Genomic DNA, 12,734 nt, shown 5'->3' with positions numbered 1-12,734 from the left:
GGGTCTGGGGCGACTGATCCGCGGCCCGGTGGGTGCCTTGCGGCCAGGAGGCAACCTTGGGGCGTGTGGCCGTGCGCGCGAAAGGGGTTGTGGCCCGGGTGCCCGGGAACGGGCACGTGGCAGATCGGCCGGAGTCGAGCGGGCTTCGCCGGCGGCGCGGAGGGCCGGGCGGCTACTGCTGCGGTCGGTGCAGGGGGACCCTGCGGTAGTTTTCCTCCGAAGAGTCCTCGGTGCGCCACGTCATCTCCAGGAATGGCGGGGACGTGGCCCAGCCGACGTCGTCCTTGACCCTGTAGAGGCCGATGAATTCGCCGTCGGGCAGCTTCTTCGTGCTGAAGGTCCAATCCGTCTTGCCATCCACCGTGACCTTTCCCGTGGTGCGGAGACCAACGTCAAGCACCGCGCGTCCGGAGCGGTTGGTGACATGCGCGGTCAGCGGGTCAATCCAATCGAGTTCCAGGTTCCGTTTCATGGGTTAAGCCTAGACCGATATCCCGTGCGGGTCGCGGCTTTTGCAACGTGCAGCCAAAGGGAATTTGCCGGCAAAGCCAGACACCGGTCTCCCCGTTCAGGAGTCCGGAACGATCCCCATACGGGCACCGGCCGTGAGGCGGCCGCTCGAGCTGCGGAACGTCGGTGGCAAAGCGAATTGGCTGTTCAATGAAGGGTTTCGGCCGTATCCGCTTCCCGCGCCAGGAACCACGGCGAAAGGACCCCGGCGTGCCTTGTCTGCGGGTCAAATGCACGTAGCCTAGAGACAGACGGTGCCGGGCGGACGCCTTGTTTGCCCGAGCGACCATTGGCGATCGTCAGTTTGGTATCGTACTTCCACGCACCGCGTGAAAGCCCCAATCTGGATCGGTGGGGGGACACCGCTTGAAAGGTTGAATCATGATTGCCGTTAACGAGTACCTGCGGGACCTGCTCCTTGAAACACACGACCTTGAGTCGTTTCTCAACGCCTTGACCCACATCAGCGCGGAGACACTCTCCGTGGCGGGAGGTCCGGTGCACTGCGGCATCACGCTGCGGCGCCATAAGCGGGCAGGAACCGTGGCCAGCAACAGCGACCTTGCCCAGGAACTTGACGAGGTCCAGTACAGCTACGGGGAAGGACCGTGCCTGGCTGCCTGCAGCGAGCATCGGACCATCAGCATCCCGGACATTGAAAAAGACGGACGCTGGCCCCACTACTTCGCCGCCATTTCCACCGCCGGGGTGCGCTCGATGCTGGCTGTTCCCTTCACGCTGGATTCGGAGGACACCGCTGCCATCAATCTTTACGCAATGCGGAGCCATGCCTTCGACGGCGGGGCAGTGAAGCAGGCCGAGGCCTATGCCGAGCAGGCCTCCGCGATGTTGAACCTGGCCGTAAGGATGGCCAAGCATCGCGACAACGAGGAAAACCTGAAGCTTGCCTTGGCCTCGCGGACGACCATCGACTTGGCGGTGGGGATCATCATGGGCCAGAGCAAATGCAGCCAGGAACGGGCCGTCGAGATCCTGAAGTCCGCCTCGAGCTCGCGGAACATCAAACTGCGCCATGTGGCCGAGGCGGTCATTGCCTCGACCACCAACTCACCGGTCAGCACGCACTTCGACGCCTAGCCGCCGCCGGGCCGCGGGATCTGGGAGGGGCGCCGCGTGGGAAGCGGCTTCAGGCCCAGGTCCCGCAGCACCGCGTCGGCGGCATGCCATCCGGCCATGCCATGCACCCCTCCGCCCGGGGGCGTGGAGGAGGAACAGATGTACAGGCCCGGCGCCCCGGCATGGTAGGGCCGCAGCGTGGGCACGGGGCGCAGCAGCTGTTGGGTCCCGCGCAGCGAGCCCCCGCCGATGTCCCCGCCGACCAGGTTCGGGTTCCAGTCCTCCAGCGCGCGTGGCGGGGTCTCGACGCGCCCGATGATCCGGTCCCGGAAGCCCGGGGCAAAGCGCTCGATCTGGCGGTCCACCGCCGGGCCCACCGCCCCGGCGCAGCCGTTGGGCACGTGTGCGTAGCTCCAGATGACCTGTTGGCCCGCCGGTGCCCGGGTCCCGTCCACCGCGGAAGGCTGGGCCAGCATCACGAAGGGACGCTCCGGCACCTTGCCGCGGGCCACGTCCCGCTCCGCCGCCACCACGTCGGCGAGCGAACCGCCCACGTGGACAGTTCCCGCGTGCGCGGTCCTTTCGTCCCGCCAGGGGATCGGCCCGTCCAGCAGGTAATCGACCTTGAAGGCGCCGGGCCCGTACTTCCAGCGGCGCAGGTGGGACGCGTAGCGCCCGCCGATGCCCGAGCCGTCCAGTTCCAGCACCTGGCGCGGGGTCAGGTCCAGCAGGATCGCGTCGCTGTCCGGCAGCTCGCGCAGGTCCCGCACCCGGGAGCCGGTGTGGATCTCGACCCCGGCCAGGGCCAGGTGCCGCACCAGTGCGTCGACGATCGCGCCGGTTCCGCCCTGGGCCACGGGCCACCCCAGGGACTGGCCGAGGCCGCCGAAGAGCACCGCGAAGCCGGCGGTGAACGGGTGGCCCAGCGGAAGCATGGAGTGGGCCGCGGACCCGGCAAAGAGGGCGCGGGCGGCCTCGGAGCGGAAGGCCAGTCGTGCGGTGGCGTCGGCGGGCCATAGCGCGCGGGCGCCGAAGCCGGCCATGAGCAGCGGGTGCGGCGGGATCCGCAGCAGCGGACCGGTCGCGTTGCGCAGGGCTTCGAGCGGGTGCCCGGCCACCGCCCGGTGCAGCAGCCGCCAGGCGGCGGCGTCGACGCCCAGCTGGGCGGCGGTGGCCTCCAGATCCGGATGCAGCAGCGCGCTGCGCCCGGAATCCAGCGGGTGGGCCATCGGGTAGCGGTGGTGCAGCCAGCGCAGGCCGTGTCCCTCCAGGCCCAGGTGGCGGAACGCGGGGCTGCCGATGCCGAAGGGGTGCGCCGCCGCGCCCATGTCGACGGTGGTTCCCGGCCCCAGCATGTCGGCGGAGCGTGCCGCCCCGCCGACACGGGACCCCTGTTCGTGGATGGTGACCTGCACGCCGTGTTCGGCCAGCCTGGCGGCCGCGGCCAGGCCATTGGGCCCGGCTCCGACGATGATCGCTTTACGTGTCATGGCGGGGATTCCTTTCTGCCGGCTACCCGGCGAAGAAGCGTTCCTCCCAGGTTGCCTCGATGATGCCCTTGACCTGGTTGACCTGGTCGGCGGCACGCAGCTTGAGATCTCCCAGCAGGGCGGTGTCGAAGCGGGGGTCCTTGCCGGCCACCAGCAGCAGCGTGTCCCACATGGCGAGCTTGGCGTTCAGCATGCCGATGAGCACGTCCAGTTCCACCTGGGCCAGGCCGGCCTGGCGCCGGCGCAGCAGGTTTACCGGGTTCACGCGCCCGACCGCGCGCACCACGTGGGTGAGGGAGAGCTTGAGCGGGTGACTGCCGTAGCCCAGTGAATCGATCATGCGGCGCAGGTCCTCCTGGTCTGTCAGAACCTGGCGGGACAGCGAGAGCAGCGCCGCCTCCTGTGCGGTGCCTTTCCAGGTGTCCGCCGCGGCACGAAAGGCGTTGACGCCGCCCTCGGAACCCAGGAAGTGCTCGTTGAGGTAGTTGGACAGGGTCTGGTGGCTGACGCCGCGGAAATCGCTCATGGGTGCTCCTGGAATTCGGCGGGTCGGGCCGGGCCTGCGGGCCCGGCGCCCGGTGAGTGGTTCGAGGGGCCTGCCGCCGCGGCGGCGACCCTTTGTTCCCACCCTAGGGCCAAGGCGCTGCCCGGGGGAAGGAAAGCGCGGTGCGCCCGACGCAGGCTTTTTCGGGGCGGAGGAGGAGGAATAACTGTTCCGTCCCGACCCGGCACCGGCCTATGCTGTGAAGTGTGGTCAAGCAGTGGGCCGCGGCATGCACTATCGATGGACCTTGATGATGCACGGCATAAGGCATACCACGGCACTTGGCTACGCGGCTGGTGCCGGTCGAAGCCCCGACCCGCGTGAGACGGCCTTTCGCGCCAGCACGGCTCCCGTTATCCCAATTTGCGCGCGCCTACGCGCCGACGCCTTCCGGGGTGAAGGGTCATGGTGAGCGCCTGGACCTCCGGTGTCGGCGCACAGCTGGCGGGCCCGGGCGCCGTGACCATCCTGCACGGCACGACGTTCGCCCTGGCCGCCGCCAACGGCGACATGGACGGGACCCGCCCCCATGGATTCTTCTTCCGCGACACCCGCTTCATCTCGGGCTGGCGGCTGCGGATCAACGGCAAGGACATGGAACCCCTGGTGGGGACGGCCATCGAACCCTACAAGGCCATGTTCGTGGGACGGGTGGCAGGAAGCAGCCTGGATACCGAAAGCCATGTGCTGGTCGAACGCCACCGCAGCCTCAACGGAGGCCTGAAGGAACGAATCGTTGTCCACAACTATTCGAACACCGAGTTTGCCGCCACGCTTGTCCTGGAGGTCGCCGCAGACTTCGCCGACCTCTTTGACGTCAAGGCCGGGATCCGCCGTCCCGCCAACGGATCGCTGTCACATTCTTCGAATGGCGGCCTCGAATACACCGGCACCGTTGCCGGCCACCGGCTGGGCGTTGGCGTCAGGGACGCACAGGCCACCCCGGCCGCCGGCGGACTCGAGTACCGCATCGTGCTGCCGCCGCAGGGCGAATGGTCCACGGAGGTGGCCGTGGACCCGTCCATCGACGGCGAGGGACCGGCGGAGGACGCCCGCATGGGGCAGGCCGCGGGCGCCGCCAGCCTCCCCGCGGCGCGCCAGGAAGCGTGGAAGGAACGGGTGCCCACCGCGGAAGTCGCGCACCACGGCGTGGGTCTGGCCCTGCTGACCGGGCGCCGGGACCTGGGCTCGCTGCGCATCTTCGACCCGTTGAACGAGGGGCGGGTGGTGGTCGCCGCGGGAGCGCCGTGGTTCATGGCACTCTTTGGCCGGGACTCGCTGCTGGCCTCGTTCCTTTCGCTGTCGGTTGATTCCTCCCTGGCGCTGGGGACCATCCAGACCCTGGCCGAACGCCAGGGCAGGGCAAGCAATCCGCAGACCGAGGAGGAACCGGGCAAGATCCTGCACGAGGTGCGCCTGGGGTCCTCGCCGTCCAAGGAGCTCGGAGGGTCGGGGGCCTACTTCGGCTCGGTCGATGCCACGCCGTTGTTCGTCACCATGGCCGGGGAAATGACCCGGTGGGGCGTGGGAGGGCAGGCCCTGGAACGGCTGATGCCCGCCATGGATGCGGCCCTGGGCTGGATCGAGCGAAGCACCGCGAAGGATCCGGACGGCTTCCTGACCTACCAGCGCTCGACACCCACGGGCCTGGCAAACCAGGGCTGGAAGGATTCCTGGGACGGCGTGACCTTCGCCGACGGGAGGATTGCCGAGGCGCCCCTGGCACTGTGCGAGGTGCAGGGCTACGTGTACACCGCCTATTTGGGGCGGGCGCTGATCGCCCAGCAGGCGGGTGACGTGGCTTTGATGCGCCACTACGCGGACAAGGCCCAACGCCTCAAGGCCGCCTTCAACGACAAGTTCTGGCTCGCCGACCGCGGGTACCTTGCCCTGGCCATCGACGGGGAGCGGCGCCAGGTCGACTCCTGCGCCTCGAACATGGGCCACAGCCTGTGGAGCGGGATCGTTGACCATGACAAGGCGCCGCTGGTGGCCCGGGCGTTGCTGTCTCCGGAGATGTTCACCGGCTGGGGCGTGCGGACCCTTTCGAGCAGGATGAAGGCCTACAATCCGGCCAGCTACCACAACGGTTCGGTGTGGCCGCACGACAATGCCCTGATTGTCGGCGGGCTGATGCGCTACGGATTCGTCGCCGAGTCCCAGCGCGTCGCCACCTCGCTGATGCAGGCCGCCGAGTTCCTTGACGGCAGGCTGCCGGAGCTCTTCTGCGGACTGGACAGGGGCACCCACCCGGTGCCGGTGCCCTACCCGACCTCCTGCTCGCCGCAGGCCTGGGCGGCGGCGGCGCCCATGCACCTGCTGCGGGTCATGCTGCGCTTCGACCCGGTGCTGACCGAGGGAAAGCTGTTCATCGACCCGGTGCTGCCCGCCGAGTGGGGCGAGGTCCACCTGCGGAACATCTCCGTGGGCAGCGACAAGATCAACATCACCGCAAACGGCAACCGGTTCATGGTCGAGGGGGCGCCCGCCGGGTTGCAGATCGTGCAGGGCCGGCGCGGCCCGCTGGCCGACATGCTCGATGTCGCGCCCGGGCGCAGGTGATGCCGGGGACCGAGGCACCAGATGCGCATTGGGATCATCGCCCCGCCGTGGCTGACCGTGCCGCCTCAGGCCTATGGGGGAACCGAGGCCGTCATCGACCTGTTGGCCCGCGGCCTGGCGGAGATGGGCCACGAGGTGCTGCTGGCGGCGGCCTCCGGCAGCGGCAGCCCGGTGCCCCAGGTGCCCGGCAGCTTCCCGCCGGATCCCCGGCACCTGGGCAGGACCCAGGATGAGCTGCGGCACGTGCTCAACGCCTACGGGCAGCTGGGCGGGGTGGAGATCATCCACGACCACACCCTGGCCGGACCGCTGCTGCGCCACGCCGGGGAGGGAATCCCGGTGGTTTCCACCGCGCACAACCGGATGGACGCACTGACCCTTCCGCTCTATGCCGCGATCGCCGAACGCGCGCCGCTGCTGGCGGTCTCGCGGCACCAGGCGGGCACCGCCCGCGGGGTAGCCGTTAGCAGGGTCATCCACCACGGCATCGATGCCGCCGCGGTCCCCGTCGGCACCGGCGCCGGTGGCTACGCCTGCTTCCTGGGCAGGATGCATCCCAACAAGGGCGTGCTCGCCGCGATCCAGGTGGCCCGCGCGGCCGGGGTGCCGCTGCGGATCGCGGCGAAAATGGCCAGCGCCGGCGAACACGAATACTTCGCCAACGTCATCCGACGCGAGTTGGGCGGCGACATCGAATACGTCGGTGAACTCCGGCCGGGGGAGAAGTACCGCCTGCTCGGCGAGGCCTTCGCCCTGCTGAACCCCCTCCAGTGGGACGAGCCCTTCGGCATGGTGATGATCGAGTCCCTGGCCGCCGGAACCCCGGTGCTGAGCACCTCCCGCGGGGCCGCCCCGGAGATCGTCAGCGACGGGTTCACCGGGTTCCTCCGCGACACGCCCCGGGCGCTGGCCGCCGCCCTGCCGGATTGTGCCAACCTGAGCCGCGCGGACTGCCGCAGGTCGACCGAAACCACCTTCAGTGCCCGGCGCATGGTCGGCGAGCACGTGGAATTCTATGAGGAATGCCTGGCCGGAAAGCACGGCCCCAGTCCGGACCGGGAGTAGGGACGGCCGGGCCCGCATCAGGGGAGGGCCGTCATCCCCGGGCACAGGATGCGACAGGGCGGTGCCCCGCCGGTAGACTCCGTGAATATGCAGGCAAAACCCCACGCGCCCACGAAAACCATCCATGCCGTCTTCCTTGACGTGGACGGCACCTATGCGGATTACGGCGTGGTCCCGCACGCCCACAAGCTGGCGGTCCGCGCGGCCCGCGAGGCGGGCCACAAGGTCCTGCTGTGCACCGGGCGCCCGCTGGCGATGCTTCCGGCGCACCTCCTCGAGGCCGGGTTCGACGGCCTGGTGGCAAGTGCCGGTGCCTACGTCGAAGTGGGCGGCGAGGTGCTCATGGACCGCCGGTTCCCCGCCGAGATGGCTGCCCGGACGCTGGCGGCCCTCGATGCGCACGGGGCCGTCTATGTCCTGGAATCCCCGGAATCGCTCCACGTCGCCAGCGCCGCCGAGCAGCGGCTGCGCCAGATCATCGAGGCGCACTTCAGCCAGCGCCCCGACGGACAGGCAGGCGGCTCCTCGGCGATCCTGGGATCGCTGGCGCCGATCCCTGAGGTTCCGTCCTTTGCCAAGATCTCCGTGTTCGAGGCGCCGGTGTCGGTGGGAAGCATTGCCGCCGAAATCGGGCAGGACGTCGCGGTGGTCGAAAACTCGATCGCCGACGAGGGCCGGCACACCGGTGAGCTGTACCGGCGCGGGATCAGCAAGGCCGACGGCGTTGCCGTTGCCATCGAATACCTGGGCATCGACCAGGCGGACACCATCGCGTTCGGGGACGGCGAGAACGACCTGGAGATGGTCGCCTACGCGGGGATCGGCGTGGCCATCGAGGGATCGCATCCCGGGCTCCTGGTGTTGGCGGACCGCACGGCGCCGCCGCCCAGCCGCGACGGGATTGCCGCGGCCTTCGCCGAGCTGGGCCTTATCTGACATTCGCCCCTTGGCTCTTCAGAGTTGTTTCGGGATTGCATCCGTCGCGTGCCGTACGCGTGCCCTCTCGACAGCGCCATTCGGCCGAGGGGAGTTCCGGCCCCTGGCAGACATGCCGCGCAATGGAGTGAATTTCGTTTGCGAGCGGCGGCCATTCGGCCTAGTGGGGGGGCGGGGAAGCCGGCCGGGTCCGCTATTCCCCTTGCGGTGATATGGGCGGAAAATATCCAATAGGAAGAGGTAGCACCGCATCCAAGCCAGGAGGCCATGATGAACAAGGAAATGCCACACGTCGGGGGAATGGGACCAATCGTCGTGGGCGTCTTACCGAAGCAGCCCAGGCGCGTGGTGCTCGAGGCCCGGGCGTTGGCCGAGTCGCTGGGCGCACCATTGGTCTTTGCCTATGTGGAGATCAACAGCTACCTGGTCGAATGGGAGCTCAAGGAAGACATCCGCGGCAATTCCCTGCATCCGCAGGACATCGACGAGGACATGACCGAGGACGCGCGAGACATCCTGCGGATCCTTGACAGTGCCATGGCCGGTACCAAGATCGAATGGCGGCTGCGCGTTCTGGCCGGGGACCCAGGGAAGGCGCTGGCCCGGCTGGGCAGCGAGTTGCACGCGCGGATGATCGTGGTGGGCACCCGGCACAAGGGGGTCGGGGCAAGGATGTCGGAACTGCTCAATGGGACGACCGCGCACCATGTGATTGCCCACCAGCCGTTGCCGGTGGTCGTGGTTCCGGTTCATCACGACGCGCCCTGAGCGGGCTTGCTGCAGGAGGCGAATCGTGCGGCTGCCGGCCTCCATGGTCAACGCCGGGCGCGGGCGGCCGAAGCATGATGGGCCACCCGACGGGGACGTTGCAATCCGATCAATTTGCTAATGAGAATCATTCTTGTCTATTGTGTATGACGTGACTCTCATACTTGTAACATCGCTTGAATCCCACATTCGCGACAAGGCGCTCGACGCGCTGGTGGTTTCCATGCCTCGTGCGATGGTGGTTCGCCACGACCTTCTCGAGGGCGAACGCGTGCTGCGACGCGTCTCCCGGGGCAATACAAGCCTGGAACGAACCGAAATACCGTTGGAGCACGGCTGCCTCACATGCACCGTGAGGCTCGACGTGGTGCCCACGGTGTCCCGCGTGCTCGACGCCCTGCCCGAAGACGTGATCGTGGGACTGCCGCCAAGCGTGAACGCGGACATGGTGTTGGAGTACCTCGATCCGCAACTGGCATTGCGGGGGAGAAGTCTCGATTCGGTCTGCCTGGCACTGGATCCGGCCGCTCTCGAAGACCAGATGTGGGACAATCGCACGCTCTGGCAGGCCGGACTCAGTAGCGTGCAGGACGACGACAGGACCCCGGGGGAATTCCTCGTCAAGGAGATTGCTTTCGCCGACACCTCACTGATGCTTGAGGGCCTCTTTGCCCACCTCTTCGAGGCGGACGCACCCGGTTGCCAAACGGGGGGAGAGCATTTCCTGCGCGGATCGCAACTGCTCGCCGAAGTGGGGCCGCACCTTGCGGTGATCCACCCGGATGACGAACTGGACCTTGCCACCTATGAGCCGCATTCCGCCCGCTGGCGCGCGACGCCCGGAACCGTCAACGTGCGTGACGCCGGCAAGGTCAATGACAGCACGGATGCAACGGCGCGGGTCGGAGAATTCACCACGGTGGAACTGCGTGCGGAGCGACCGATGCACCCGACCCGGCTCAAGGATGCGTTGCATTGGCTGGCCGAGGGCTGCGTGTGGCTGCGCGGCACTTTGTGGATTGGTAACGCACCCGAAGCCAAGATGGTCCTCGGTGGAGCAGGCCCGTTCGTTTGGCTGGAAAGCCAAGGCAAATGGGGCGTTGAGACCGCGCATACCCACATTGCGCTGACTAGCGACAGTAACGATGCTTCCGACCTGGCGGAGATCCTGCGCTCCTGTGAACTGACAGACGAGGAAATCCTCAAGTCGCCAATCACGTTTGGCGATGCCCTGCGGCTCACCGACCTGTCCTGAACACAGCGGCAGTCAAACCCACTTTGTTGTTGAAATAACTACCGAAGGAAACCAATGAAAGTACGCAATTCCATCCGAGCACTCAAGAAGATTCCCGGTGCTCAGGTCGTCCGCCGCCGCGGAAAAGTGTTCGTGATCAACAAGAAGAACCCGCGCATGAAAGCCCGTCAGGGCTAAGCCCCGCTTTGCAATCGGGGCCCGGGGTTGAGTCCCGGGCCCTGTGCAGATTCATTCTGAGTGCGGTGTTCCGCCTCACTAACGGGGTGTTCCTCGGTTGGTCGGCAGGGACGTTGGCTAGTTGCGATTCTCGCGCCAGAACTCAAGCGCCCGATCATAGTGTTGGTTGAACTCTTCGGCGGTGATCTTTCCGTGTCCGGAAAGTTCACCGTCGTAGAGTGCAAAATATCGATTCTTCGCGGCGCTTATCCCGCGGTCTTCTTTCATACCGTGCACTTCCAAAAATGGGGTGTAGTGCTTTTCAACGTGGGTGGTGTCAGTCGAGTTTTGAGCATAATAGACGAAGTTTTGGGGTTGAAGCGATTGGTAGTGCCGAACCATGTCGAAGCGGTCCGGGAATGCCTTTAAGAGTGAAGGTCGGCTCCATCCCGGCCAGAGAGTCTCGAAATACTTCTGGACAACCGATGGGATGTAGACAGCTATGTTCGTTTGCGGGTCTTGAATGAAGGCCAAGGACCCTGGCCACATGGCAGAAGCGCGAAGTGCTGCGAACCCGCCTCCGGAACCACCAATGAAAGCAACATGTTTGGCGCCGGTTCGACCGATGGCTCGTCGAATCACCTTTGCAACGGCGTGCATCGGGTCAAATTCGGGGCCGCCCAAGTACCAAGCCAATTGCAAACCGCTGTCGATGCCGATCTGCATCGACGGATCGGCGAAAGCTAGGAATGAAGGGGCCTTCGTCTTGAGGGAGTGCACGCGCTCGAAACGTGGATAAAATTGGCTCCGTTCTGAGTTTGCCCCGTGGAACGCCACGATCAGCTCGTCGGAGGAACTGAACTGGGAAAAGAAGTCGATGGTCATCCCGTTGCCGAGAGGTGCCGTATGGACAGCCGACGGCTGACCGTTCAAACGCAGCGCATTAATGTTCTTCTGCTGAACATGGGGGACCCGGTAGTACTCGTGGAATGTTTCGAGTAGGCCAGTTCGAGGGTTTACGGGCATCTTTGTGTTGCGCTTTCGTTTTTGTGTGGCATATTCAGATCCGGTCTTTATCTCCACTTTGGGCGAGGTTGGGATCCATATTAGTTCGACTTCTACTTGCGGAGATGTATGAGCACCGCATCAATGTCCACCAACGCCTCTTCGACTTCTTGAAGATCGCCACTTTCCCTGAGTACCTCGGCTTGCTCTTTCAGAACTTGCGCGGCGTGGAGCAGCTGGTCGCGAGTAAACATTATTCCCCCCAAGGGTGTGAGCAGTCAGTATCCAACAACAGTATCCGCGGTAAAGGAAGATACCTTTCGGTTTCTATAACGTTGTTGTAACTTAAACCAATTTTCTCTGCATCCGAACGTCAAATCAGCCCAACGACTGGGACGGCCGTCATCGGCGGTGTCGTCACTTTTCTTACCGTGATCGTCGGCGAACTCTCTTATGGTCTCAACCCACGAAAGATGGAGCGAAAGCAACCACGCAGAATGCCACGCCTGCTACGCGGAATGCGCGGGAGACCTAGGCACAGTTGAAGAAAGTTTGTGGATCCAAGCTCCACAACGAGGCAGTACGAACGACAGGAGACAATGTGTTTCATGGTTTCACGCGCAACTGCCGTCTGGATAAGGGTCCATGACACGATGCATGGAGTGATCGAGAAGCTCGGATCCGCGCGGAGAAGAGTGCCATAATCGGCGCTTGCCTCTGCTTGAAAGGAGGCCATCCGTACCTCTCTGGATTGAAAACTGCTTGACGTGTCTGAAAGGGACCGTCCAAATATGGGGCATCGCCTAGCTCCCAGCCGAAGCACGACGAAGTGAACAATCGATGAAGTCACATTCGACGGATCCGCACAAGCAACTGCATATGAGGCTTTTGGGTATCGTTAGGCGTTGATCCTCATACGCCTTGGCAGGAGCCCACATTGCAACGTAAACACCTTGGAGTAGTGCTGGCTCTTGCCGTGGCACTGATTGGCGGGCCAATAACAACGGCCACCGCCCAGCCGCTTGTTCCAAACTCATCGGCGAGTGTGAACGCAGCCAAGGCTCAAGTAATCAAGCAAACCACGACCGACCTGAATCTTCGGAAGAGCCCCACCGTGAACTCGGTCTCGTTGGTGCTCATTCCCAGGAACACGAAGCTCACCATCCTCAGGGTTAGCGGCAATTGGCACCAGGTATCCTACAAGTTGAAAACCGGGTGGGTGTCCGGCGACACCCTGAGATCTGTTCCTCCGGCGAAGGCCTCGGTGTATAACTTCACCAAGTCGTTCACCTCGGTGAAGGCCAGGGCCTCGGCCGGTTCGGCCCATGTTCTGTCGCTTCACCGTCAGACGAGGGTCGAGGTCCTT

The 12,734-nt window shown here is 65.3% G+C and carries 13 protein-coding genes; 8 read left to right on the top strand and 5 right to left on the bottom strand.

The annotated features are described in order from the left end of the window. Positions 1 to 172 precede the first annotated feature (172 nt). Positions 173 to 472, bottom strand: coding sequence for a hypothetical protein (locus tag ACIPVK_RS18640; RefSeq protein WP_407613478.1), 300 nt, complete (start codon positions 470 to 472; stop codon positions 173 to 175). Positions 473 to 891: 419 nt separating this feature from the next. Between ACIPVK_RS18640 and ACIPVK_RS18635 the strand changes: the two genes are divergently transcribed. Then, positions 892 to 1,608, top strand: coding sequence for a GAF and ANTAR domain-containing protein (locus ACIPVK_RS18635; RefSeq protein WP_407613477.1), 717 nt, complete (start codon positions 892 to 894; stop codon positions 1,606 to 1,608). On the opposite strand, the gene ACIPVK_RS18630 is transcribed toward ACIPVK_RS18635, so the two are convergent. Both ACIPVK_RS18630 and ACIPVK_RS18625 read right to left on the bottom strand, forming a co-directional pair. After that, positions 1,605 to 3,077: a phytoene desaturase family protein gene (locus ACIPVK_RS18630; protein ID WP_407613476.1), complete on the bottom strand. Its 1,473-nt coding sequence runs from the start codon at positions 3,075 to 3,077 to the stop codon at positions 1,605 to 1,607. The two genes, ACIPVK_RS18635 and ACIPVK_RS18630, sit on opposite strands and share 4 nt — an antisense overlap. 22 nt (positions 3,078 to 3,099) lie before the next feature. Then, positions 3,100 to 3,603: a hypothetical protein gene (locus ACIPVK_RS18625; protein ID WP_407613475.1), complete on the bottom strand. Its 504-nt coding sequence runs from the start codon at positions 3,601 to 3,603 to the stop codon at positions 3,100 to 3,102. Positions 3,604 to 4,026: 423 nt separating this feature from the next. On the opposite strand from ACIPVK_RS18625, the gene ACIPVK_RS18620 reads away from it, so the two are divergent. The 6 genes from ACIPVK_RS18620 (at position 4,027) to ykgO (ending at position 10,384) form a co-directional block, all read left to right on the top strand. Beyond that, positions 4,027 to 6,183, top strand: coding sequence for a glycogen debranching N-terminal domain-containing protein (locus tag ACIPVK_RS18620; RefSeq protein WP_407613474.1), 2,157 nt, complete (start codon positions 4,027 to 4,029; stop codon positions 6,181 to 6,183). A 21-nt stretch (positions 6,184 to 6,204) separates the two neighbouring features. Beyond that, entirely contained in the window at positions 6,205 to 7,248 is a 1,044-nt protein-coding gene (locus tag ACIPVK_RS18615) for a glycosyltransferase family 4 protein (RefSeq protein WP_407613473.1), read from the top strand. Positions 7,249 to 7,335: 87 nt separating this feature from the next. After that, positions 7,336 to 8,184, top strand: coding sequence for an HAD-IIB family hydrolase (locus ACIPVK_RS18610; protein ID WP_407613472.1), 849 nt, complete (start codon positions 7,336 to 7,338; stop codon positions 8,182 to 8,184). Positions 8,185 to 8,451: 267 nt separating this feature from the next. Continuing rightward, positions 8,452 to 8,952: a universal stress protein gene (locus ACIPVK_RS18605; RefSeq protein WP_407613471.1), complete on the top strand. Its 501-nt coding sequence runs from the start codon at positions 8,452 to 8,454 to the stop codon at positions 8,950 to 8,952. Positions 8,953 to 9,337: 385 nt separating this feature from the next. Next, entirely contained in the window at positions 9,338 to 10,207 is an 870-nt protein-coding gene (locus tag ACIPVK_RS18600) for a GTP-binding protein (protein ID WP_407613470.1), read from the top strand. 54 nt (positions 10,208 to 10,261) lie between these two features. Then, positions 10,262 to 10,384 carry a type B 50S ribosomal protein L36 gene (ykgO, locus tag ACIPVK_RS18595; protein ID WP_217391085.1) on the top strand — a complete coding sequence of 41 codons (123 nt, stop codon included), beginning with the start codon at positions 10,262 to 10,264 and terminating at the stop codon, positions 10,382 to 10,384. A gap of 117 nt (positions 10,385 to 10,501) precedes the next feature. Here ykgO and ACIPVK_RS18590 read toward each other — a convergent pair whose 3' ends face one another. Together ACIPVK_RS18590 and ACIPVK_RS18585 are read right to left on the bottom strand one after the other, a co-directional pair. Next, a complete protein-coding gene (locus tag ACIPVK_RS18590) occupies positions 10,502 to 11,446 on the bottom strand; it encodes a hypothetical protein (protein ID WP_407613469.1) in 945 nt (314 codons plus the stop codon). A gap of 35 nt (positions 11,447 to 11,481) precedes the next feature. Then, entirely contained in the window at positions 11,482 to 11,622 is a 141-nt protein-coding gene (locus tag ACIPVK_RS18585; protein WP_407613468.1) for a hypothetical protein, read from the bottom strand. A 707-nt stretch (positions 11,623 to 12,329) separates the two neighbouring features. Between ACIPVK_RS18585 and ACIPVK_RS18580 the strand changes: the two genes are divergently transcribed. Beyond that, positions 12,330 to 12,734: SH3 domain-containing protein (locus tag ACIPVK_RS18580; protein ID WP_407613467.1), on the top strand; the 405-nt coding region annotated here is incomplete at its 3' end.

Origin of the sequence: Paeniglutamicibacter sp. MACA_103 (assembly GCF_045798555.1) — a bacterium.
In the GTDB taxonomy this organism is placed as follows: domain Bacteria; phylum Actinomycetota; class Actinomycetes; order Actinomycetales; family Micrococcaceae; genus Paeniglutamicibacter.
This window is presented reverse-complemented; position numbering and strand designations above follow the sequence as displayed.